Below are 22,602 nucleotides of genomic sequence, written 5' to 3'. Positions count from 1 at the left end.
GGAGGGTGACCCGCACGGATCCCCGGTCCCACGGTGGTAACGATCTGCAATAACTGAGCGCTGGCTGTGACGGGGTCGTCACAGCCAGCACGGGTCTGGGCGTTAGTGTCCGGGACGGCCGTTTCCGCAACAACCACCTGCAGCCAGTGCGGCTCCGGCGGGTGGGGTCTTGACGGCAGCCTCGACGTCGGCCAGCATGCGGGCCCGGTCGGCCGGGGAGATGATCCGGCCGCGGGTGACGACGGTGTGGATCCGCCGGGTGTTGCGGATGTCCATCAGCGGGTCGGCGTCCAGGACGACCAGGTCGGCGAGCTTGCGCGGGGCAACGGACCCGAGGTCGGCGGCCATGCCCAGGAATTTGGCTGGTTCTACCGTTGCGGCGTACAGGGCCTGTCGGGTGGTGGCGCCGGCGCCGACCAGCAGTTCGAGCTCGTCGTGCAGGGCGAAGCCGGGGACCATGTACGGCGTACCGGTGTCGGTGCCGGCCAGTACGGGGACGTCGTGGGCGAACAGCTCGCGGACGAAACGTTGCCGGTACTCCCACATCTGCCGCTGGTGGGAGATCTCCTCGGCGCTCCGGTTGGCCTTGTAGAGGTTCTCGATCACGTAGTCGTAGGTGCCGATCGAGTCCTCGCTCAGGTACTTCCGGGTCGCCGGGTCCGGCCCGGTGAAGTCGGGCATGTCCAGCACCTTGTGCATGGTCAGTGTCGGGGTGACCCGGGTCCGGTTGCGTCGCAACGTACCGAAGACGTCGGCCGCGCGAGCCTGGCTGAAGGTGTTTGCCGCGATCCACTCGATCGGGTGCATCTGGCGGAACCAGCCGTTGTAGTCGCCGGTCTTGATCGCGATCGCCTGCTGCATCCGGCGTACCTCGGTCTCGCGGCTCGACACCGACAGGCCCAGCGAGTGGATGTGCTCGATACCGCGCTGACCGGCGTCGCTGACCTGCTTGATCGGGACCTGGTCGGGCGCGTGACCGTGCACGGTCAGCCCTTCCCGCCGAGCCTCGTCCAGGATCGCCCGGTGCGCCGATGAGCTCAGCCGCGAGTAGACCTTGACGAAGTCGGCCCCCTCCTCCTTCACCTGCCGTACCGCCGCACGTGCGCCGGCCTCGTCATCCACGACCAGCACGTGAAGCAGACCGGGATCCCACAAGGTCGGATCGCCGTCGATGATCTGGCTGGCCACGATCATCCGCGGGCCGAGCAGCGTGCCCGCCTCGATCCGGTCGCGCCAGTCGTAGACGACCGGGTCGGGCGCGGCCATCTCGCGGACGGTGGTGAGCCCGTTGGCCAGGTAGAGCGGTGGCGAGACGTGCTCGTCGCCGAGCGAGTGGACGTGCATGTCGGCCAGGCCGGGGATGACGAACTTGCCGCTGAGGTTGATCTCGGTGGCGCCGCGGGGGATCGGCAGGTGGCGGCCGACCCCGATGATGCGGTCGCCGCTGATCAGTACGGTCTGGTGCCGGTCGCGCCGCCCTGTTGTCGGGTCGATCACGGTGACGTCGGTGAGCGCGGTGATCCGGTTGGTACGTGCGGTGGCGGACGGCCAGCTGAGGGCGACCGCGTGGTCGGCGGTGAAGGCGCTGCCGGCAACCACGGCGGCTCCGGCGGCGGTACGGGCGAGGAACTGACGACGGGAACTGTTCATACCCTCCACTGTTGTTTGTCCGGCCTCTGCGGTCAGGGGTCCTGACAGCCCTATCCCAGGTAGGGGAAAGTCCACCTGGCGACGTACTCTTGGTGGCTGTTATGCGTACATACGAGGTCCGCACCCATGGGTGCCAAATGAACGTGCATGACTCCGAGCGCCTTCGTGGCCTGCTGGAGGATGCCGGTTATGTCCGCGCGCCCGAGGGTGATCAGGCCGACGTGGTCGTCTTCAACACCTGCGCGGTCCGGGAGAACGCCGACAACAAGCTGTACGGCAACCTCGGCCAGCTCGCGCCGGCGAAGGCGAAGAACCCGGGGATGCAGATCGCCGTCGGCGGCTGCCTGGCGCAGAAGGATCGCGCGACGATCACCAAGAAGGCGCCCTGGGTGGATGTCGTCTTCGGCACCCACAACATCGGCTCGTTGCCGGTGCTGCTGGAGCGGGCCCGGATCGCCGAGGAGTCGCAGGTCGAGATCCTCGAGTCGCTCGACGTCTTCCCGTCCACGCTGCCGACCCGGCGCGAGTCCCCGTACTCCGCCTGGGTGTCGGTCAGCGTCGGCTGCAACAACACCTGCACGTTCTGCATCGTCCCGGCGCTGCGCGGCCGCGAGAAGGATCGCCGCCCGGGCGACGTGCTCGCCGAGGTCGAGGCGCTGGTCGCCGAGGGCGTGCTCGAGGTGACGCTGCTCGGGCAGAACGTCAACTCGTACGGCGTCGAGTTCGGCGATCGGTACGCGTTCTCGAAGCTGCTGCGTGCGTGCGGCTCGATCGACGGGCTGGAGCGGGTCCGGTTCACCTCGCCGCATCCGCGCGACTTCACCGCGGACGTGATCGAGGCGATGGCCGAGACGCCGAACGTGATGCCGTCGCTGCACATGCCGCTGCAGTCGGGATCGGACCAGATCCTCAAGACGATGCGCCGGTCGTACCGGCGGGATCGCTACCTCAAGATCATCTCCGACGTCCGGGCGGCGATGCCGGACGCGGCGATCACCACCGACATCATCGTCGGCTTCCCGGGGGAGACCGAGGAAGACTTCCAGGGCACGCTCGACGTCGTCCGCGAGGCGCGGTTCGCCGGCGCCTTCACCTTCCAGTACTCCAAGCGCCCCGGTACTCCGGCCGAGTCGATGGCCGACCAGGTGCCGCACGAGGTCGTCCAGGAGCGCTACCTCCGTCTGGTCGAACTGCAAGACGAGATGGCCTGGGACGAGAACAAGAAGATCGTCGGCCGCTCCGTCGAGGTCCTGATCGCCGAAGGCGAGGGCCGCAAGGACGCCGCCACCCACCGACTGTCGGGCCGCGCTCGGGACAACCGCCTAGTCCACTTCACCCTCCCCGAAGGCGTCGAGAAGCCCCGCCCCGGCGACATGGCAACAGTCGAAGTCACCTACGCCGCCCCGCACCACCTAGTCGCGGATGTCTTCGGATCAGTACGCCGCACCCGCGCCGGCGACGCCTGGCAACGAGCCCAAGACACCCCACCCTCCACCCCCGGCGTAATGCTCGGCATGCCCCCCATCGGTGCCCCCGCCCCACTAGAGCACGCCACCGGCGGCTGCGCGGTCAACTGACTTGACCGACCCCCCGGAGCCGAGCGGCGCTGCGCCTGCCCCCGAGCCGAGCGGCGCTGCGCCTGCCCCCGAGCCGAGCGGCGCTGCGCCCGCCCCCGAGTTGAGCGGGGCTGCGCCCGCCCCGGGGTCGAGCGGGGCTGCGCCCGGGCCAGGCAGGTCTGCCGCCGCTGGCGGGTTGACCCCCAACAACGCCGAGTCGGGCGAGGCTGCGTCCGCCCCGGAGTCGGGCGAGGCTGTGCCCGCGGGCGGCCTCGGGGGGTGGTTGCCGGAAGGGGCTGAGCCGTTTGCTGCTGGGCGGGATGCTGATGTGTACGCCATCGACGACGAGTGGGTGCTGCGGCGGTATCGCAACGGGTATCCGGTGCGGGACGAAGCGGAGTACATGACCTGGGTGGCGAAGTACGACTACCCCGTACCGGCCGTGCGGCAGGTCGACGGGCCGGACATGGTGATCGAGCGACTCACCGGGCCGACCCTCGCCGACGCCGCGATCGCGGGTGACCTCTCACCGGCGGAGCTCGGCCGCATGCACGCCGACCTGCACCGCCGCCTGCACGCGATCCCGCCCCCGAGCCGGCCTCGACGCGCCCGGGTAAGCGATGGCCGACCGGGTTTGGTGTGCGCTGGCGGACCGCCAGCCCATCAAACGCCCCGCCAGCCATCCGACACGCCGAGTCAGACGTTTGCTCCCTGTGCCTTTGATGCCGGGGCGGTCCGTCCGTTGCCCTCGGCAACCAAATCCGAACACTCCCGTAGCGGAGACCGCGAACCCACAGTCCCTTACCGCGAGCACCCCGCAACCACAGCACCCTCAGGCGTTGAGGAACTCTTTCAGCGACAGCGCGCGATCCACGATCCGCAGCTCGCCGATGTGGCCGGCGAAGGCCTGTTCGATCTTGTTGGCGTAGTGGTTGGCGCCCAGGAGCCAGGCGGCTCCGGTGGTGGCGAGGCCGTTGGAGCGGGTCGACGGGTTGCGCAGCAGCTCCGAGGAGTCGATGTACAGCGTGGTGTGCCGGCCGTCGTTGACCACCGCGAGGTGGAACCAGCGACCGGCCGGCGTCTCGTGTCCCCAGTTTGTGAACGTGTCGTTCTTGTCCAGCGGGTAGACCGCCCACTGCAGCTCCCGCCCACCCGAGAAGGCGAGGTTGACGACCGGCTCGGACGGGTCGCTACCGATCTTCCCCGCGTCGGTGCCAGTACCGAGCCGGCTCAGCAGCCCTTCCCACGAGTGGTCGGCACCATCATCGGAGAGCTTCACGAAGGCCTCGATCGTGTACCCGCCCTTGAACGTCAGCCGGTTCAGCGGCGCGTTGTCCGCAGTACGAAGGTACCCACCCCGTCCCGGGTTCTTCCCGCCACCGAACACCCAGCTCGCATGCCCCGGCTGATCCGGGTGGAACTCAGTCGACGCCTTCAGACTGTCCGCGGGGCTACCCGGCAACAGCACCGACGTCAGATCGTTGCCCCGACCTGAGTGATCCACGACCCGCGACCCGACCGGCCCATCGAGCCGCCAGTACGCAACCGTCCCTGGGATCACCAGCTGAGCGGCCGGCCGCGCAGGCCGTATCGGCGAAGGCGCGAACGCGGCGAAGCGGGCCGCGAAGTCGATCGGCAGACTGAAGCGGTTGACGTCGCTGGTCAGCTCGACCTCCTCCTCGGCCAGCAGCGAACGGCGGGACGGCTTCTGCGCCAGGATCCACGGGTTGATCGTCTCGACGTCGATCGTGTTCCGGACCAGGTCGAAGTGGTAGAGGCGGATCATCGCGCCACCGCCGTAGTACCGGTCCTGGTAGTTGGTGATGTGCAGGTGCACCTCGTTCCCGGCGGCGTTCTTGCGGATCGTCCGGCCGGGCGGCCAGTAGTGGCCGTTCATGGTCAGGAAGATCTGGTCGTTGCCGTCGACGAGCTGATCCCAGACGCGGTTGCCGTGGTCGGAGAAGTAGGCGACACCGCCGTCGTCGTTGGCGTACACGAGCTCGTGCGTCGTCAGGATCACCGGCAGCGTCGGGTGTTCGGCGATCACCTTGCGGGCCCACGCGAAGCCGGCGTCCGACGGCCGCCAGTCCATTGCCAGCAGCAACCATTGCCGGCCGCCCGCGCGGAACACGTGGTACGAGTTGTAGCCGTCCGGCGTCGAGCCGCCGTAGGTGCTCATCCGCTTGAACCGCTGCGGCCCGAACACATGCAGGTACGGCGAGTCGCCGCGCTGGTCGTCCTTGCTGCCGTCGATGTCGTGGTTGCCCGCGAGCACGCTGTACGGCATCCGGGCCCGGTCCATCACCGCGAACACCGGGTCGGCCTGCGCGAACTCCCGCGCTTGCGCGTTCTGCGTGACGTCCCCCAGGTGCGCGGTGAAGACGATGTTGTCCACGCCGCGCTGGTCGATCAGGTACTCGAAGGTCGCGGTCAGCGGCGCCGAGTCACCCCGGTCCTCGTCGAACATGTACTGCGTGTCCGGTACCACCGCCAGCGTGAACCGCGGGTCCTCCACGTCAGGCCGACTGGACGAAGCTGCAACACCAGCCGCCGAAGCCGTCGGTACTCCGCTCACCGCGCCGCCGACGACCGCCGCGCCCGCACCCAGCGCACCGGCCTGGAGAATCCGCCGCCTGCTGGTCCCATCGAACTGCTCGCCCATCGGTGCCTCCGGCCTAGAAGCCGGTGCCTCACGCCCCGGCGCATCGCTGGCACTCTAGAACGCCTTTGTCCTAACCAATGTGAACGCGAGAAGAACTACTCGAAACCTTGAACCACGACCGCAGGCAGACCGCCGCCACGCAGGCCGGCCAGGACGCGCGCCTCGTGCGGTACGACCGGATCGGGCAGCTTGGAGAGGGAGAACCAGTCGAGGCCGGCTGCCTTGCCCGGCTCCATCAGTCGTGGCTCGCCGGTCCAGCGGGTGGTGGTGAAGAAGAAGTCGACCCGCTCGTCGATCGGCAGCCCGTTGCCGCCGGTCCGGTGCATCGCCGTGACGGGCAGCAGGTCGGCCGGGTCGATCTCCACCCCGACCTCTTCGCGGACTTCGCGGATCGCTGCCGTCAGTACCGACTCGCCCTGCTCGACATGCCCGGCGGGTGTCGCCCAGAAGCCGTCCATGTAGCCGGTGTTGGCCCTGAGCAACAACAGCACCTCGTCGCCCCGTCGCAACACCACATAGGCCGCGGGAATCACCTGGAACCGATCCATGACCGCCACCCTAGGTGGCCGGCCGGACAGAAAATGACCGAGGGCCGCAAGGGGGGATCCCCTTGCGGCCCTCGGCGAGAAGCTCAGGCCTTGTCGGCGATGTCGTCGTTCTGGCCGTCCAGCCCGTCGAGGCCGTCCTTGGCCTTGTCGACGCCCTGGTCGATCTTGTCGCCGTACTTGCCACCGGTCTTCTCGTCAACGAAGTCGCCGGCCTTGTCGAGACCGCCGCCGACCTTGTCGCCGTGCTCGTCGACGAGCTCGGTCGCCTTCTCTTTCAGGTCCTCGGCCTTGCCCTTGAACTTGTCGAAGATGCCCATCTCGGGGGCTCCCATTCCTAGCGTAGTGAACTACTTACAGACAGCTAGCGGTGATCTTCCCACCAACAGGGCCCCAGGTGTGGGAGGTGGGTCAGGCGAGATCGCGGGGTTCGGACTCGACGTCGCCGCCGGAGTCCGTGCCCTCCTCGTCGCCGAACTCGACGTCGCCGCCGCTGAACTCGACGTCACCGCCGCTCTGGTTCGGTCCGACCTCGACGTCGCCGCCGCTGCGCTTGAGGGCGTCGACCTGGTCGGCGCCCTCCTCGACCGCGTCCTTGGCCGCTTCGGCTTCTTCTTCGAACGGATTGCTCACGAATGTTCCTCCCGAGTCAGGTGCTGCGATGTGTTTCGGCCCCCCGAATCGCCGATGCGGTCCGGACCGTAACTCTTGCCCTTGTTCCTACCGAACACAGGGGGTCACCCACAAGCCCGGTGACCGTTCCTTGTCCCAGAGTTCACGCCGGTCGCCAGGCCCGGCGACCGGCACTGTCACACTAAGCAGATGGTCGAGTCACTCGTCGTCGCCGTCGTGGGCCCCACGGCGGCCGGAAAATCCGACCTGTCGGTTGCCCTGTGCAAACAGTTACCGGGTGAAGTGGTGAACGCCGATGCCATGCAGGTCTACCGCGGCATGGACGTCGGGACGGCGAAGATCACGGCGGCGGAGCGGTCCGGCGTACCGCATCACCTGCTCGACATCCTGGACGTGACCCAGACCGCGACGGTGGCCGAGTTCCAGCAACTGGCCCGGGCCGCGATCGACGACTGCCTGCGCCGTCAGGTGGTTCCGGTGCTGGCCGGTGGGTCCGCGCTTTACGTCAGGGCGATCCTCGACGACTTCGAGTTCCCCGGTACCGATCCGGTACTCCGTGAGCGGCTCGAGGCCGAGTTGGAGGCGCACGGCTCCGGCGTCCTGCACCAGCGGCTGGCCGAGGTCGACCCGGCCGCGGCCGAGCAGATCCTGCCGAGCAACGGCCGCCGGATCGTGCGCGCCCTCGAGGTCATCGAGATCACCGGCGGCCCGTACGTGGCCACGCTGCCCGAGCACACCTACGTCTACCCGGCCACCGTCCAACTCGGACTCGACGTCCCGCGCGAGGTGCTCGTCGAGCGGATCGACCGCCGGGTGGACCGGATGTTCGACAACGGCTTCGTCGATGAGGTGAAAGGCCTGCTGGGCAAGGGCTTGCTGGACGGCCGTACCGCGAACCGCGCGCTCGGTTACTCGCAGGTGATCGCGTTGCTGCGCGGCGAACTGTCCGAGACCGAAGCCCGCGAACGTACCGCCCAGGCGACCCGGCGCTTCGCCCGCCGGCAGGACTCGTGGTTCCGCAAGGACCCCCGGATCACCTGGCTGCCTTGGGATGCGCCCGACCTGGTGGACCAAGCATTGCGAGTTATCCGAGGCAACCATCCGGCCCCCGCCGACGTAGAGAACATGGAAGAAGGCGCACGGCATGTCTGATCGCTTCGTGCGTGCTGCGCGTCACCCGGTACGGCACCTCGGCGCACTGGAGCAAAGGCCACGATGGAAAAACATCGAGGCCTTCACTCCAGCACGCCGAGCTACCGCACCGGGCAACTGCTCGCGACTGCACGAAGCGATCAGACATGCCGTAGGGGCTGTCGATGCGAGGGGGTGACCGTGAGGCCGAGTTCCGCGAGTACGTCGTCGCGGATCGCAGCAGACTGATGAGAACGGCGATGTTGCTCACCGCGGGGGATGTGCACACCGCCGAGGATCTGGTCCAGACCGCCTGCACGCGGGTGTATGTGCACTGGCACCGGATCCGGCACGAAGGCGCCGGGCCGTATGCACACCGCATCCTGGTCAACGCCTTCCTGGACGAGCGTCGCCGGGCCGGCCGCCACCCCGAGGTGGTGACCGCCGAGACGTTCGAGCCGAGGCTGTCGGAGCAGACGGACCCGGTGGACACACTGGCCGTCCGCAAGGCGCTGCTGGACCTGGCGCCCAGGCAACGGGCGGTCCTGGTGCTCAGGTACTTCGAGGATCTCGACGTGTCCAGCTGCGCCCGGATCCTGGAGTGCACCGAAGGCACCGTGAAGAGTCAGACCGCGAAAGCTTTGAAACGACTGAAGGACCTGATGGCCGACGACCCGGCCACGGATCCCACGACGGGGAGTACCGACAAGTGGACGACGTGAAGAAGCTGCTGGCGGGGTTCGCCGACCATGCGGTCGACGGGCTGCCGGCAGCTGACGTGGACGCGGACGTGGCGCGTGGCCGCCGCGCGCTGCGCCGGATCAGGGCGCGCCGCCGCGTCACCGGCGTACTGTGCATCGCTGCCGCGACGACTGCTGTGCTCGCCGTCGGCAACCAGGTCAAGTGGTGGGGTGCAGGCCAGTCGGAGGTCGCGGGCGGTCCCGATGAGCCCGCGTCGGCGGCCGGCGCCGAGACCGGCAGTTCGCTGGCGAAGCCCGCCCAGAGCCCGGGAGCCGACGAGGGCACGATGTCGACCTTCGGCGCCGCGGGCGTCACGCTGGTCGCCAACCGGGAAGCCTGGAACAACATCAGCTGCTCGCTGGCACCGGAGGGCTGGGCGCTGAGAGCACCGTCCGACGCCAACCACGTCCAGCTCGCCCCGCCGACCATGCGGACCGCGGACCTCGGCTCCAACGGTGGGCTGGACGTCCAGACGATCGACGCGGCCCGGAGCCTGCAGGGCATCCGGGTGTCCGAGTCCGCCGGCAAGGTCTTCCACCTCGGTACCAGCGACGGCCGCGAGTCGGGCCAGGTGCTGCTCGGCGAGCGCTGGCTGCTGGTCCAGCTCCCGGCCGGCAACAAGGACTGGAACGACGATCTCCTCCGCCGCTTCATGGCCTCCTGCACGGTCAACTGACCTGCCGGACTCGCTAAGAGTGGCGGACTAGCTCCAGAGCGGGTAGGCAGGGCCCTGTCCCTGTACGCCGAACCCGCGGAGGACCCGTGACCCCGAAACGCCTGGCCGCCACCCTGACAGCGGGTGCGCTCGTCCTGGGTGGCCTGACTGCGAGCGGCGCAGCAGCCGCCCTCACCGGCTCCACCTCCAGCGGCGCCGCCACCGCCCAGACCGACCACAGCGCGCAGCCCACGCAGAAGTACGCCACCGCGATCGGCTTCGGCGGCGCCGTCGCCTCGGTTGACGCCGACGCGACCAACATCGGTGTCTCCGTGCTACGTCGCGGCGGCAACGCCGTCGATGCGGCCGTCGCCACCGCAGCCGCGCTCGGCGTCACTGAGCCGTACTCCGCGGGCGTCGGCGGAGGTGGCTACTTCGTCTACTACAGCGCGAAGGACCGCAAGGTCTACACGATCGACGGCCGCGAGACAGCACCCGCGACGATGCCACCCGACGCCTTCCTCAACCCGGCGACGCCCGGGAAGCCGTACACGTTCTTCCCCGACCTGGTGACGTCCGGCGTCTCGGTCGGCATCCCCGGCACGCTCGCGACCTGGGACTCCGCGCTGCACTCGTGGGGCTCGCTGTCGCTGGGCAAGGCACTCAAGCCGGCCGCCGACCTGGCCGATCGCGGGTTCGTGATCGACCAGACGTTCCGCAACCAGACGCTCGACAACAAGGCCCGCTTCTCGGCGATCACGCCGACGGCCGCGCTCTATCTGCCGAACGGGGATGCGCCTGTCGTCGGGTCGGTGTTCAAGAACAAGGACCTCGCCAAGACGTACGAACTGCTTGGCAAGAAGGGCCCGTCAGCCTTCTACGGCGGAGCGTTGGCGCAGGAGATCGCGACGACAGTCCAGACGCCGCCGAAGGCTCCGGGCGCGACGCTTCCGGTGATGCCCGGACACCTGACCACGACCGACCTGGCGAAGTACAAGGTGATCAAGCGGGAGCCGACGAAGGTCAGCTACGACGGCCTGGATGTCTACGGGATGGCGCCGTCATCGTCCGGCGGTACGACGGTCGGCGAGGCACTCAACATCCTTGCCCCGTTGAAGTTGTCGAAGCAGTCGACTCCGCAGGCGTTGCACTCGTACCTCGAGGCGTCGGCGCTCGCGTTCGCGGATCGGGGCAAGTACGTCGGCGACCCGGCGTTCGTCGACGTACCGACGAAGGAGCTGCTCTCCAAGGGCTTCGGCGCCGAGCGGTCCTGCCTGATCGACCCGGCCAAGGCCTCGATCAAGCCGCTGCAGCCCGGTTCACCGGATGGCTCGTACTCCGGTTGCCCGGCCGGTATCGCGCACGAGGACAAGGCCGACACCGAAGGCCTGTCGACGACGCACCTGGTCGCGGCCGACAAGTGGGGCAACATCGTCTCGTACACGCTGACGATCGAGCAGACCGGCGGCTCCGGCATCCTCGTCCCCGGCCGTGGTTTCCTGCTGAACAACGAGCTGACCGACTTCACGGCGATTCCCGACCCCGCGGACCCGAACCGGATCCAGCCGAACAAGCGGCCGCGGTCCTCGATGTCGCCGACGATCGTGCTGAAGAACGGCAAGCCGTTCCTCGCGCTCGGCTCGCCGGGTGGATCGACGATCATCACGACCGTGCTGCAGACGCTGACCAACCGGCTGGACCGGGGGATGACCCTGCCCGACGCGATCGCCGCGCCGCGCGCGTCCCAGCGCAACACGGCGAACGTGACGGCCGAGCCGCCGTTCATCGACGCCTACGGAACCGTGCTCAAGCCCTACGGCCACACGTTGGTACCGGCGGGTGACGCTCTCACGTCGGCTGCCGAGATCGGTGCGGTCGCGGCTCTCGAAGTACTGCCGCACGGTGGATATCTCGCTGCGGCCGAGCCCAAGCGTCGCGGTGGCGGTGCGGCCGGAACGGTCGACCAGCTCTGGCCGAACTAGCCCCTCTTCAACCTCTTAGGAGCAGTAGGCAACGGCGGTGGCTCGACGGGCGGCGGTGCTCCGGCATCACCCGCGTCGAGCCACCCGTCGTACTGCGTGACCAACGGCTCGACCACAGCCAGATCAGCATCACCCGGCACGAGGACCATCCACGGATGGTCCTCGTCGTCGTCTTCCCCCTGAAACCGGTCCCGCCGCACGACAGCCTCAAGCTGTCCGGCCACCGCATCCGCGTCCTCGCGCTCCCAGAAGTACGCGACCACCTGCTCACCCATGCCGGAACGGTACGCCCGTAGGATCTTGCTATGAGCACTTTCCCTTGGTTGAAGGGGCATGGCACGGAGAACGACTTCGTGTTGCTGCCCGACCCCGACGGGACCGTGCATGGGGATCTGGATGCGAGTTTGGTCCGGTTTCTGTGCGATCGGCACGCGGGGCTCGGCGCGGACGGCGTGCTGCGGGTGATCGAGGGGTCGAAGCAGGCGTACGTCGAGGACGGCGGCGACTGGTTCATGGACTACCGGAATGCCGATGGGTCGATCGCGGAGATGTGCGGCAACGGCGTCCGCGTCTTCGTCCGGTACCTGGCCGAGGCCGGCCTGGTCGGCGAGAAGCCCGTCCGGGTGGGAACCCGCGCTGGCGTGAAGGAGGTCATGCTCAACGACGACGGCACGATCACCGTCGACATGGGCGAACCGACTCTCCCCGGACCGGCAGGCATCGTCGTGGAGGCGAACGGCCATCAGTGGCCCGCCCTGCACGTCGACATGGGAAACCCGCACGCGGTGGCCTTCGTCGACTCGCTCGACGAGCCGGGCAATCTCTGCGACCAGCCTGGTTGGTCCCCGGCAAACGCGTTCCCGCATGGCGTCAACATCGAGTTCGTGGTCCGGAAGGGTCCGAACGAGGTGGCGATGCGGGTGCACGAGCGAGGTGCGGGGGAGACCCGCTCCTGTGGGACGGGCACCTGCGCCGTCGCCGTGGCGGCCGCCCGCGCCGCTCGCCAGGCCACGCCGGTCACGTACCGCGTCGTAGTACCGGGTGGAGCTGTCACCGTGAACTGGCGCGAAGACAACCATCTGGAGCTCACCGGCCCGGCCGTGATCCACGCCCGCGGCGAGTTCGACCGCTCCTGGCTGCCCGCCTGAACGGGAATTCGGCACGCCGCTGGGTCGTTGGAACTGAAATCGGGTCGCCTGTGTGGGTGAGCCGTGCCACGATGGAAGGTATATGACGACCCATTCGAACGCATACGAAGAGACCGACGTCGACCTCGACCTGCTCCAGGACGACGTGCTCGACGACGAGGATTCTTCGTCGGGTTACCAGAACGACTACTCCGCTGAGGAGAACACCGAAGGCCTAGAGCTGGAGGAACGCCAGGCGCTGCGGCGCGTGGTGGGGATGTCGACCGAGCTGACGGACATCAGCGAGGTCGAGTACCGCAAGCTGCTGCTGGAGCGCGTGCTGCTGGTCGGCGTGTGGACCGACGGCAGCGCCGAGGACGCCGAGAACTCGCTGGCCGAGCTGAAGCTGCTCGCCGAGACGGCTGGTTCCGAGGTGCTCGACGGCGTGATCCAGCGGCGCAAGAAGCCGGACCCCGCCACCTACATCGGTAGCGGCAAGGTGGCCGACCTGCGCAACCTGGTCGCCGCGCTCGGCGCCGACACGGTGATCGCGGACGGCGAGCTCGCGCCCGCCCAGCTGCGCAACCTCGAAGACAAGCTGAAGGTCAAGGTGGTCGACCGGACCGCGCTGATCCTCGACATCTTCGCGCAGCACGCGAAGAGCAAGGAAGGCAAGGCCCAGGTCGAGCTGGCCCAGCTGCAGTACATGAAGCAGCGGCTGCGTGGTTGGGGTGGAAACCTCTCCCGCCAGGCCGGTGGCCGGGTCGGTGCGGCCGGTGGCGGTATCGGTGGTCGTGGTCCTGGTGAAACCAAGATCGAGACCGACCGGCGCCGGATCAACACCAAGATCGCCAAGCTGCGCCGTGAGCTGAAGGACCTGAAGAGCACCCGTTCGACGATGCGGCAGGAGCGTCGCCGGCACTCGATCCCGTCGGTGGCGATCGCCGGGTACACGAACGCGGGCAAGTCGTCGCTGCTCAACAGCATGACGAACGCCGGCGTACTGGTCGAGAACGCGCTGTTCGCGACCCTGGACCCGACGACGCGGCGTACGACGACGTCCGACGGCCGGGTCTACACCTTCACCGACACCGTCGGGTTCGTCCGGCACCTGCCGCACGACATCGTCGAGGCGTTCCGCTCGACGCTGGAGGAAGTCGCCGACGCGGACCTGCTGCTGCACGTGGTGGACGGCTCGCACCCGGACCCGATCGCCCAGATCAACGCGGTGCGCGAAGTGCTCACCGAGATCGGCGCCTCGGACGTCCAGGAGATCATCGTGATCAACAAGGGCGACCTGGCCGACCCGATGGCGCTCGCGCCGATCCTGCACCGGGAGACCGGCGCGATCGTGGTGTCGGCGCGCACCGGCGAGGGCATCGACAAGCTCCGCGCCCTGGTCGAGGCAGCTCTGCCGAGCCCGGACGTGGCGGTCGACCTGCTGCTCCCGTACGACCGGGGTGACCTGGTCTCGCGGATCCACTCGGAGGGCGCTGTGGATCAGCTGGAGCACACCGGCGACGGCACGAGGGTGACGGCCCGGGTCCACGCGGATCTGGCCGGCGACCTGGCGAAGTACGCGTTCGTCGTCTGACCTGTACCACGAAAGACCAGCGGCCCCCGGGAGAGATCCCGGGGGCCGCTGGCTTGTGGTGCTGTGATCAGGTGATCAGCTCCGGGGGTAGATCCTGACCTTGAGCGAGGTGTTGTCGCGCGAGGTCACCCGGATGTTGACGCCGTTGTTCGGCACCTTGACGCTGTTCTGCGGCTGCGTGGCGTCCCAGTAGGACAGGCTGTCGTTGAACAGCGGCTGAGCTGCCTGGCCGCGGATGTAGCTGGCCTGGCCGTTCAGGTGCAGCGTGAACGAGTCGGCCTTTGTCAGTCCGAACGGCGCGTCGTAGCCGCTGACCCGCGGACGCCAGATGCCACCGTCGAGACGGTTGATCGGGGTCGGGTGCGAGTCGATCGGGAGGATTTCGCCCTCACCGGGGTGGACGTTGACGTTGTTGTCGCCCTGCGAGGTGTCCCAGTAGGAGATCAGCAGACCCTCCTGCATCGGGAAGTGCTCGACCTTGTCCGGCAACGAGTTGGCCCAACCGAAGTTGTACGGGCCGGTCTTGAGGTTCTCGTCGTAGGAGACGTAGTTGCGGTGCGAGGCGATGTAGTAGTTGTCGTACGGCGTGGTCAGCGTCGACCCGACCGAGCTGAAGCCGTTCAGCGTCCAGCCCTCCGGCGTCGCCTCCGCACCCGAGCTGAGCACGGTGGTGGCGCCGTTGGTCACCTTGATGTCGTCGACGTGGAGGCCGAAGCCACCGGTGTTCGCGTCGGTGGTGTAGCGGAACTGCAGGCCGACCGTCTTGCCCGCGTAGGCGGACAGGTCGAACGTGGCCGGCTTCCAGCCGTTGCTGTCACCGTCGATGCCGTTGCCTTCACCCGGGTGGGTGATGTTGCCGGCGATCGGCTTGTAGCCGGAGCCGTCGTTGACCTCGACGTAGGCGTAGTCACAGGCGGTGTCCGGGCCACAGTCCTCGATCGACCAGTTGGCCTGGAACGTCAGCGACGTGGTACCGGCAGGCACTGCGACCTGACGGTTCATCGTGTGGGTGAAGTTGTCACCGCGACCGCTCCACCAGGACTTCGCACCGACGGCCGGCGGCTGCAGCGGCGACGTCACCAGCTTCTTCGGCAGCGTGACCACCACGGCCTGCGGGTTGGTCGAGTTGTACTCGTGCGGGCCGAGCTCCAGCTTGCGCTCCTGGCCGGCCTTGACGATCTCGTAGTCCAGCCAGCCGAGCTGCAGCTTCTCCCAGGCGCCGAAGTCGGCAGCCTGCTCGCCGATGCCGCCGTCGGTGGGCTTGCTGACCCGGCTCTGCGCCATGATCGACCACCAGTTGACGCCGTTCTCGACCGCGGCACCGGAGGTGTCGTAGAGGTCCGGCAGACCGAGGTCGTGGCCGAACTCGTGGGCGAAGACGCTGATCCCGCCGTTCTCCGGCTGGATGGTGTAGTCGCCGACCCACAGGCCGGTGTCACCGATCTGCGCGCCGCCGGCCGGGTTGTTGGCCGGGCCGCCCGCGACACCGACGTACCAGCGGTGCGACCAGATGGCGTCCTCACCCTGCTGCGGGTCGCCATCGGCCTGGTCGCCACCGGAGTGGACGATCTGGAAGTGGTCGATGTAACCGTCGGGCTCGTTGAAGTTGCCGTCACCGTCGTAGTCGTAACGGTCCCACTGGTCGAACGTCGCCAGGTCGGCCTTGATCTGGGCCGTGGTGCGGCCGGCCGCCTTCTGGTCGGCGACCCACTGGTTCACCGCGTCCGCGACGAGTGCCCAGGTGTTGTTGCAGACGTTGCCGGTGCAGCCGGTCGGGTTGTTCGAGCGGCCGTAGCGGGCCTCGTTGTACCTGACCTTGACCCAGTTGGTCACCTCGCCGTCGACGCTGTAGCGACCCGAGGACTGCTTCTCGTAGTACTTCTTGACGGAGTTGCCGTTGCCGAAGTACAGCTGCTGGTAGTGCGCCTGGTCATAGTTGGCCTGCCAGACGGTGGAGTTGTCCACCGAACGGTCGGGCGCGGGGATCGCGTTGTGCAGCGGCCCCTCGAAGGTGGCCGGACCGGGGATCGCGGCGTTGGTGTCCTTGTCGGGGTAGTTCGGGTGCCGCTCGTTGCCGAACTCGGCGAGCACGACGAAGATCTTGTCGGTCTTCTCCCGGCTCAGCTCGACGTACTCGTCGACCTTCGCCTTGGCCGCGCTGGCGGTCTTGCCGGCGGTCAGGCTGCCCTTGACGCCCTTGTCCTTCTTGCCGAGCTTGACGACGGTGCTGGCGCCGCGCTTCTCGGCCTTGGCGGTGCCGTTCAGCACCTTCGTGAGGGCTTCCTCACGCAGTTCCCGGCGCTTGTCCTCGGCCGGGTTCGGTAGCTCGTCCGAAACGGCTGTGGGCTCGCTCGCCGCCGGTGCGGCGGCGGCCCCGGCCGGCAGCTGGGCGGCGTTACCGGCTGAGGCCAGGCTCAAGCCGAACGTCGCCGCCAGAGCCAGGCTGAACAGCCCGGCAGATACTTTGCGCACGATTCCCTCCCTGTACAGAAAAAGCACGCCGCGCTTGTGACGCAACGTGTTCATGGCTCCCCCGAGCGTGTACTTCTGCGCGACAGTACGGGGAAAATCGGCGTTGCTGAAGTGGTTTGGCAGAATTTTCCGGCCAACAGCGGGGAATCATTCGCGCACGCAATGAGTAAGACCACTCAACACACTGGAGTAGGGCAACGCAGCGTCGCGAAGCCCGCGATTGGCACACTGTCCGCTATGGATGTGTCCCTGGGCGGCCTGCGCGCCGACGCCACCCGCTCGGACGGCGAGGTGGTCGACCTGATGCTGCCGCTGTGGCGGGCGCTGGTGGTGTTCCGGGTGATCACCTGGGGATTCGCCTGTTTCGGCGTCTGGAGCCGCTGGGACGGAATTGCCCGGCCGTCCGGCGCGGTCATTCAACTGGCAGGGATGGGGCTTTGGACGGTCATTGCGTCCATTGGTTACAGTCGGCATTGGGGCCGTCGCAATACGCGACTGGCATTCGCTGACCTGATTGTCACGGCCGGCTGTATGTACCTGACCTTGCTGGCCCAGCCGCTGGTCGACATCCGCGGCGGCGCATCGGTCCTCACCTCGGTCTGGGCGGCCGGTCCGGTGCTCGCGCTGGCCATCTCACGTGGCCGCGACGGCGGTCTGCTCGGCGCCGCGACGATCAGCCTGGCCCTGCTCTCACTGCGCGGCGTGGACAACGCGGCCAGGATCCTCAGCAACGTCCAGCTGCTGCTCGTCGCCGGCCTGGTAGTCGGGTACGCCGCCAGCACGATGCGCCGGGCCACCACGAGACTGCGCGACGCGATCGCCACCGAGAGCGCGACCGCCGAGCGGCTCCGGCTCAGCCGGTCGATCCACGACGGCGTACTCCAGGTGCTCGCCCAGGTGCAGCGCCGGGGCAATGCGATCGGCGGCGAGGCAGTCGAGTTGGCTGCTCTCGCCGCGGAGCAGGAGGTTGCGCTGCGCACTCTGATGGCGACGCGGGCCGCCACCGGTGATCGCGGCCGGATCGACCTCTGCATGTTGCTGTTGCCGCTGGCAACGCCTCGGGTGGACGTCGTCGTACCGGCTGGTCAGGTGCTGGTGGCGACGGCGCGGGCGACCGAGCTGGTGGCCGTGGTCAAGGAGGCGTTGAGCAACGTCAGCAAGCACGCCGGCCCGGAGGCGCAGGCGTGGGTGGTGGTCGAGGACCTGGGTACCGAGGTGTTGTTGTCGATCCGCGACGATGGAGTCGGGACGACCGCGGACCGGCTCGAGGCCGCCGGGCACCTCGGCGTGAGTCAGTCGATCCGCGGCCGGATCGCCGATCTGGGCGGCAGCGTCACGGTCCGGACCGCCCCGGGCGAAGGTACCGAGTGGGAGATGAAGGTGAGCAAGGCATGACGCGAGTCATGATCGTCGACGATCACCCGATGTGGCGTGAAGGCGTCGCGCGGGATCTGGGCAGTCGTGGGTACGACGTCTGCGCGACGGCCTCGGCGGTGGCGGGGGCGGTCAAGATCGCCCTGGCGACCAGGCCCGACGTGGTAGTGATGGACTTACAGCTGGGCGATGGCTCCGGCGTCGACGCGACCCGGGAGATCACGGCTGCGCTACCGGACACTCGGGTGCTGGTCCTGTCGGCCAGCGCTGAGCAGGCCGACGTACTGGCTGCTGTGAAGAACGGTGCCTCGGGGTATCTGGTCAAGTCGGCATCGCTGGACGAGTTCGACGACGCGGTACGGCGTACTGCCGACGGCGACGCTGTCTTCAGCGCGGGACTGGCCGGGTTGCTGCTGGGGGAGTACCGGCGGCTAGGGGCTGGGCCGGAGGTACCGCAGCTGACCGAACGAGAGACAGAGGTGCTGCGGCTGGTGGCGCGCGGGCTGACCGCCCGGCAGATCGCTACCAGGCTGGTGTTGTCGCATCGGACGGTCGAGAACCACGTGCAGAACACCCTGCGCAAGCTGCAGCTCCACAACCGTGCAGAGCTGGTCCGCTACGCGATAGAGAACGGCATCGACGAGTAGTACGCCGTACCGGTCGGGGCGGAGCCGGTACGGCGTACCCGACTCAGAGGCCGTTCGAGAAGAGCAGGCGGTTTACGGTGCCACCGGTCGCGCCGCCGGAGACGACGTTCGGGGTGGCGTTGGTCTCGATGTAGGACTTGACCGTGGCCGGGGTGGCCGACGGGCTGGTCTGCAGGTAGAGAGCGGCGACGCCCGCGACGTGCGGCGTGGCCATCGAGGTGCCGTTGTACGAGCCGGTGGTGTTACCGGGCAGCGTGGAGATGATGGCCGAGCCCGGCGCGTAGACGTCCACGCAGGACCCGGTGCTCGAGTAGGACGCCCGGGCGTCGTTGCGCTCGGACGCCGCGGTGACCAGGGCGGTCTCGATCTTGCGCGGCAGCAGGTTGCAGGAGTTGGCCCCGGTGTTGCCGGCCGAGGTGGCCAGGAACACGCCGGACCGGATCATGTTGCGCAGCGAGGTCTCCAGCGTCGCGTTGGCTGGGAAGTTCCAGGACGTGTTCGCCACGGCCGGCTTCACCGCGTGGGCGGTGACCCAGTCGACGGCGGCGATCGCACCGGACGCCGTACCGCTGCCAGAGCAGTTCAGCCACTTCACTCCGTGCAGGCGGACAGCCTTGGCGACGCCGTACGAGGTGGAGCCGATGGTGCCCGCGACGTGCGTGCCGTGGCCGAGGCAGTCGGTGTTGTTGGAGTCGATCGCGTTGAAGTCGAAGGTGGCGCGGCCGCCGAAGTTCGGGTGGCTCGCGTCGATGCCGGAGTCGATGATGTAGGCGTTCACGCCGCTACCGGTGCGGGTGTAGGTGAACGAGTTCGACAGCGGCAGGTTGCGCTGGTCGATCCGGTCGATACCCCACGACGGCGGGTTGGTCTGGGTGGTGTCGATCGCCTTGTAGGAAACGTCCTGCGAGATGGCGACGACGTCCGGGCTCTTCTGCAGAGCGGCCAGCTGGGCGGCGGTGAGCTTGGCGCTGAAGCCGTTCACCGCGGTGCTGAACTGGCGTTGCGGGGTGAAGCCGAGCTTCATCTTGGCGAGCTGGCTGCCCTGCTTGAGTTCGACGATGTACGTGTCCTTGACCGGGGTGACACCGGGGTCGGCGGACGCCGGCTGGATCAGGATGATCCGGCCGCTGGGCTCGGGCGCGGGAGCGGCGCTGGCGCTGCTCAGAGCGGTGGTCACGGCGATCGCCGGCACGATGGCGGCGGCCAGGGTCAGACGGATGCTTCGACGCACGGGTTCCTCCTTGGGAACTCAAAATCACCCACCGGGGCGGAGGGGTGATCACACTCGGTCCACGAGGGACTACGGAGTGAGTGCGTGTGAAGTTAGGGCTTCCTCACCTGACACGTCAATCAATTCACCAGCGCACTACTGCCACGGCACTGCGGTGACAGCCTTGTGTGCGTTCGTACACTGTGCCTTCCACACCCCAGTGGTTAGCTCTGTGTCACGACACCTGCACTCAGGGTGCCCACACTCTGCGGAGGCTCCAAGTGAAGTCGTCCCTGGTTCGCGCTCTGTTCGCGTTCCTCGTTCTCGCGGCGTCGACCTACGTCGTGCTGACGGCCAAGCCCGAACTGGGCCTCGACCTGCGGGGAGGAACGCAGATCGTCCTGGAGGCGAGCGACTCGCCGACGGTGAAGGCGAACAAGGAGACCACCGACAAGTCGCTCGAGGTGCTGCGGCGCCGGATCGACGCGCTCGGCGTCAGTGAGCCGAGCGTGAGCCGGCAGGGTGAGAAGCGGATCATCGTCGAGCTGCCGGGTGTGCAGGACCCGCGCGAGGCGGCCAAGGTGATCGGCAAGACCGCCCAGCTGACCTTCCACGAGGTGCTCGACATCGTCGAGACCAAGGCTGCCAAGCCCGCGGCCGGCGAGCTGTACCTGCCCAGCGACAACGGCCCCGGCTTCCTCCGGCTGGCCAAGCCCGCGATGACCGGCGAGAAGATCAGCGGCGCGGACGGCCTGGTCGATCCGCAGCAGGTCGCGCAGGGCTGGTTCGTCCAGATGAACTTCAAGGACGACGGCGGCAAGATCTGGGCGAACATCACCGGCAAGGCGGCCTGTGAGCCGGTCAACACCCCGAAGCGCCAGGTCGCGATCGTCCTCGACAACGAGGTGATCAGCGCTCCGCAGGTCGATCCGAGCGGCGGCAGTCAGCTCTGCAACATCGGCATCGGCGGTGGTACCAGTACGATCACCGGCAGCTTCACCGAGGAAGAAGCCAAGGACCTGGCCGCGCTGATCGAGGGCGGCTCGCTGCCGGTCCCGGTCAAGGTGATCGACCAGCGCGTCGTCGGCCCGTCGCTCGGCAAGGACGCGATCCAGGCCAGCGCCCTGGTCGGCCTGATCGGTGTCGCGCTGACCGCTCTGTTCATCACCGTCGTCTATCGCCTGGTCGGTTTGATGGCCGTCTTCGGCCTGATCGCCTACGCCGGTCTCTCGTACGCCGCCCTCACCCTGATGGGCGCGACCCTGACCCTGCCCGGCCTCGCGGGCTTCGTGCTCGCGATCGGCATGGCCGTCGACGCCAACGTGCTCGTCTTCGAGCGAGCACGAGAGGACTACATCGGGGGCCGGACCGACGGGCTGAGGAGATCTCTGCGCAGCGGCTTCGAGAACGCGCTGTCCGCGATCGCCGACTCCAACATCACCACCCTGCTCGCGGCCGGACTGCTGTTCTTCCTGGCCGCCGGACCGGTCCGCGGCTTCGGCGTCACGCTGAGCATCGGTGTGATCGCCTCCATGCTGTCCGCGCTCGTCATCACCCGGGTGCTGGCCGAGTTCGTCGTCTCCCGCAAGTTCATCCTGGACCGGCCGGCGGTCAGCGGTATCGCCGGCCACGGCCGGGTGCGGACCTGGCTGGAGGCGAAGAAGCCGCCGCTGATGAAGCACAGCCGGCGCTGGCTGGTGATCACCGCGATCGCGATCATCGTCAGCGTGGCCGGCGTCGGCATCCGCGGGCTGAACCTCGGCATCGAGTTCACCGGCGGGCGGCTGCTCGAGGTGAGTACGGCCCAGCAGATCAGCCCGGACCAGGCCCGGGTCGCGGTGGCCGAGGCGGGGTATCCGAACGCGATCATCCAGTCCTCGGGGACGGATGACATCACCGTTCGTACCGGCACGATCAGCGATGACGAGGCCGAGAAGATCCGCGGCGCGATCTCCGAGATCGGCGGCGGTACGACCCTGATCCGCAACGAGAGCATCGGCCCGTCGCTCGGCAGCGAACTGCGCGACAAGGCGCTGATCGCGCTCGGCGTCGCATTGCTGGCGCAGCTTGCGTATCTCGCCATCCGCTTCCGGTGGACCTTCGGCGCCGGCGCGGTGCTGGCGTTGCTGCAGAACGTCGCGGTCGTCGTCGGCGTCTTCGCCTGGACCGGCAAACCGGTCGACGGGATCTTCCTGGCCGCGATGCTGACGATCATCGGTTACACGGTCAACGACTCGGTCGTCGTCTTCGACCGGATCAGGGAGACGCGCAACGCGCGCTCGACCGAGAACCTCGGCCCGGTCGTCGACACCGCGATCATCAACGTGCTGCCCCGAACGATCAACACCGGTATCAGCACGCTGTTCATCCTCACCGCGCTGCTCTTTCTGGGTGGGGAGTCCTTGGGCGACTTCGCGCTCGCGTTGTTGCTCGGCATCCTGGTCGGCACGTACTCCTCCAACCTGACCGCGGCCCCGCTGCTGGTCGAGCTGGAGAAGCGCTACCCTGCACCGCCGCCCCGCCCCAAGGTCAAACAACGCGACCGCGACGCCGAACCAGACCGCGGCGCCGTCGTCTGACCACCTAGCACCGACGCGCTCACCGACTCCCCCCGCTTTCCCTA

General features: G+C 68.1%; 18 protein-coding genes. 10 read left to right on the top strand and 8 right to left on the bottom strand.

Features of this window, described 5'->3' with window-relative positions; genetic code table 11:
- Window positions 1-102 precede the first annotated feature (102 nt).
- The gene (locus tag AB0M15_RS22770; RefSeq protein WP_363822439.1) at window positions 103-1,650 is read right to left on the bottom strand and encodes an amidohydrolase family protein; all 1,548 of its coding nucleotides are present in this window, start codon (window positions 1,648-1,650) and stop codon (window positions 103-105) included.
- 101 nt (window positions 1,651-1,751) lie between these two features.
- Between AB0M15_RS22770 and miaB the strand changes: the two genes are divergently transcribed.
- Entirely contained in the window at window positions 1,752-3,227 is a 1,476-nt protein-coding gene (gene miaB / locus AB0M15_RS22765) for a tRNA (N6-isopentenyl adenosine(37)-C2)-methylthiotransferase MiaB (RefSeq protein WP_363822436.1), read from the top strand.
- A gap of 811 nt (window positions 3,228-4,038) precedes the next feature.
- Here miaB and AB0M15_RS22760 read toward each other — a convergent pair.
- The 4 genes from AB0M15_RS22760 to AB0M15_RS22745 all read right to left on the bottom strand — a co-directional run bounded on the left by AB0M15_RS22760 (window position 4,039) and on the right by AB0M15_RS22745 (window position 7,046).
- Complete coding sequence (locus AB0M15_RS22760) at window positions 4,039-5,868, bottom strand: LamG-like jellyroll fold domain-containing protein (protein ID WP_363822433.1); 1,830 nt, start codon at window positions 5,866-5,868, stop codon at window positions 4,039-4,041.
- A 95-nt stretch (window positions 5,869-5,963) separates the two neighbouring features.
- On the bottom strand, window positions 5,964-6,416 hold the full coding sequence (locus AB0M15_RS22755; protein ID WP_363822430.1) for an NUDIX domain-containing protein: 453 nt from the start codon (window positions 6,414-6,416) through the stop codon (window positions 5,964-5,966).
- An 83-nt stretch (window positions 6,417-6,499) separates the two neighbouring features.
- Complete coding sequence (locus AB0M15_RS22750; protein WP_363822427.1) at window positions 6,500-6,748, bottom strand: antitoxin; 249 nt, start codon at window positions 6,746-6,748, stop codon at window positions 6,500-6,502.
- Window positions 6,749-6,824: 76 nt separating this feature from the next.
- The gene (locus AB0M15_RS22745) at window positions 6,825-7,046 is read right to left on the bottom strand and encodes a hypothetical protein (RefSeq protein WP_363822425.1); all 222 of its coding nucleotides are present in this window, start codon (window positions 7,044-7,046) and stop codon (window positions 6,825-6,827) included.
- A 189-nt stretch (window positions 7,047-7,235) separates the two neighbouring features.
- Here AB0M15_RS22745 and miaA point away from each other — a divergent pair, with 189 nt between their 5' ends.
- The 4 genes from miaA to ggt all read left to right on the top strand — a co-directional run bounded on the left by miaA (window position 7,236) and on the right by ggt (window position 11,555).
- Window positions 7,236-8,198, top strand: a complete 963-nt coding sequence (gene miaA / locus AB0M15_RS22740; RefSeq protein ID WP_363822422.1) for a tRNA (adenosine(37)-N6)-dimethylallyltransferase MiaA — start codon at window positions 7,236-7,238, stop codon at window positions 8,196-8,198.
- A 164-nt stretch (window positions 8,199-8,362) separates the two neighbouring features.
- Window positions 8,363-8,899 carry a SigE family RNA polymerase sigma factor gene (locus AB0M15_RS22735; RefSeq protein WP_363822419.1) on the top strand — a complete coding sequence of 179 codons (537 nt, stop codon included), beginning with the start codon at window positions 8,363-8,365 and terminating at the stop codon, window positions 8,897-8,899.
- Window positions 8,887-9,594 (top strand): hypothetical protein, encoded by a 708-nt coding sequence (locus AB0M15_RS22730; RefSeq protein ID WP_363822416.1) that lies wholly within the window; start codon window positions 8,887-8,889, stop codon window positions 9,592-9,594. The genes AB0M15_RS22735 and AB0M15_RS22730 overlap by 13 nt, the downstream gene beginning before the upstream one ends.
- 86 nt (window positions 9,595-9,680) lie before the next feature.
- Window positions 9,681-11,555 (top strand): gamma-glutamyltransferase, encoded by a 1,875-nt coding sequence (gene ggt / locus AB0M15_RS22725; RefSeq protein ID WP_363822413.1) that lies wholly within the window; start codon window positions 9,681-9,683, stop codon window positions 11,553-11,555.
- Here ggt and AB0M15_RS22720 read toward each other — a convergent pair.
- Window positions 11,552-11,830 (bottom strand): hypothetical protein, encoded by a 279-nt coding sequence (locus AB0M15_RS22720; protein WP_363822410.1) that lies wholly within the window; start codon window positions 11,828-11,830, stop codon window positions 11,552-11,554. The two genes, ggt and AB0M15_RS22720, sit on opposite strands and share 4 nt — an antisense overlap.
- Window positions 11,831-11,860: 30 nt before the next feature.
- On the opposite strand from AB0M15_RS22720, the gene dapF reads away from it, so the two are divergent.
- Both dapF and hflX read left to right on the top strand, forming a co-directional pair.
- On the top strand, window positions 11,861-12,703 hold the full coding sequence (gene dapF / locus AB0M15_RS22715) for a diaminopimelate epimerase (protein WP_363822407.1): 843 nt from the start codon (window positions 11,861-11,863) through the stop codon (window positions 12,701-12,703).
- Between the two features lie 82 nt (window positions 12,704-12,785).
- The gene (hflX, locus tag AB0M15_RS22710; protein ID WP_363822404.1) at window positions 12,786-14,276 is read left to right on the top strand and encodes a GTPase HflX; all 1,491 of its coding nucleotides are present in this window, start codon (window positions 12,786-12,788) and stop codon (window positions 14,274-14,276) included.
- A gap of 75 nt (window positions 14,277-14,351) precedes the next feature.
- Here the strand turns inward: hflX and AB0M15_RS22705 are convergent, their stop codons facing one another.
- Window positions 14,352-16,748 carry an immune inhibitor A domain-containing protein gene (locus AB0M15_RS22705; RefSeq protein WP_363822402.1) on the bottom strand — a complete coding sequence of 799 codons (2,397 nt, stop codon included), beginning with the start codon at window positions 16,746-16,748 and terminating at the stop codon, window positions 14,352-14,354.
- A gap of 237 nt (window positions 16,749-16,985) precedes the next feature.
- Here AB0M15_RS22705 and AB0M15_RS22700 point away from each other — a divergent pair, with 237 nt between their 5' ends.
- On the top strand, window positions 16,986-18,143 hold the full coding sequence (locus AB0M15_RS22700) for a DUF5931 domain-containing protein (RefSeq protein WP_363822399.1): 1,158 nt from the start codon (window positions 16,986-16,988) through the stop codon (window positions 18,141-18,143).
- Entirely contained in the window at window positions 18,140-18,769 is a 630-nt protein-coding gene (locus AB0M15_RS22695; protein ID WP_363822397.1) for a response regulator transcription factor, read from the top strand. Before AB0M15_RS22700 ends, AB0M15_RS22695 begins: the two co-directional genes overlap by 4 nt.
- 43 nt (window positions 18,770-18,812) lie before the next feature.
- Here AB0M15_RS22695 and AB0M15_RS22690 read toward each other — a convergent pair whose 3' ends face one another.
- The gene (locus tag AB0M15_RS22690) at window positions 18,813-20,000 is read right to left on the bottom strand and encodes a S8 family peptidase (protein WP_363822395.1); all 1,188 of its coding nucleotides are present in this window, start codon (window positions 19,998-20,000) and stop codon (window positions 18,813-18,815) included.
- A gap of 260 nt (window positions 20,001-20,260) precedes the next feature.
- Here AB0M15_RS22690 and secD point away from each other — a divergent pair, with 260 nt between their 5' ends.
- Window positions 20,261-22,558, top strand: a complete 2,298-nt coding sequence (gene secD / locus AB0M15_RS22685; RefSeq protein ID WP_363822393.1) for a protein translocase subunit SecD — start codon at window positions 20,261-20,263, stop codon at window positions 22,556-22,558.
- The last annotated feature ends 44 nt before the right edge of the window (window positions 22,559-22,602 follow it).

It is taken from the genome of Kribbella sp. NPDC051718 (assembly GCF_040681515.1).
In the GTDB taxonomy this organism is placed as follows: Bacteria; Actinomycetota; Actinomycetes; order Propionibacteriales; family Kribbellaceae; genus Kribbella.
The sequence above is the reverse complement of the archived record's forward strand: the minus strand, read 5'-3'. Positions and strand labels throughout refer to the sequence as shown.

Bases quoted from the DNA above. Each gene is read 5' to 3' on its own strand.
- AB0M15_RS22735 (WP_363822419.1), top strand. From the start codon at position 8,363: ATGCGAGGGGGTGACCGTGAGGCCGAGTTCCGCGAGTACGTCGTCGCG.
- dapF (WP_363822407.1), top strand. From the start codon at position 11,861: ATGAGCACTTTCCCTTGGTTGAAGGGGCATGGCACGGAGAACGACTTC.
- AB0M15_RS22720 (WP_363822410.1), bottom strand. From the start codon at position 11,830: ATGGGTGAGCAGGTGGTCGCGTACTTCTGGGAGCGCGAGGACGCGGAT.
- AB0M15_RS22760 (WP_363822433.1), bottom strand. From the start codon at position 5,868: ATGGGCGAGCAGTTCGATGGGACCAGCAGGCGGCGGATTCTCCAGGCC.
- miaB (WP_363822436.1), top strand. From the start codon at position 1,752: ATGCGTACATACGAGGTCCGCACCCATGGGTGCCAAATGAACGTGCAT.
- AB0M15_RS22770 (WP_363822439.1), bottom strand. From the start codon at position 1,650: ATGAACAGTTCCCGTCGTCAGTTCCTCGCCCGTACCGCCGCCGGAGCC.
- miaA (WP_363822422.1), top strand. From the start codon at position 7,236: ATGGTCGAGTCACTCGTCGTCGCCGTCGTGGGCCCCACGGCGGCCGGA.
- hflX (WP_363822404.1), top strand. From the start codon at position 12,786: ATGACGACCCATTCGAACGCATACGAAGAGACCGACGTCGACCTCGAC.
- AB0M15_RS22700 (WP_363822399.1), top strand. From the start codon at position 16,986: ATGGATGTGTCCCTGGGCGGCCTGCGCGCCGACGCCACCCGCTCGGAC.
- AB0M15_RS22750 (WP_363822427.1), bottom strand. From the start codon at position 6,748: ATGGGAGCCCCCGAGATGGGCATCTTCGACAAGTTCAAGGGCAAGGCC.
- AB0M15_RS22695 (WP_363822397.1), top strand. From the start codon at position 18,140: ATGACGCGAGTCATGATCGTCGACGATCACCCGATGTGGCGTGAAGGC.
- AB0M15_RS22755 (WP_363822430.1), bottom strand. From the start codon at position 6,416: ATGGATCGGTTCCAGGTGATTCCCGCGGCCTATGTGGTGTTGCGACGG.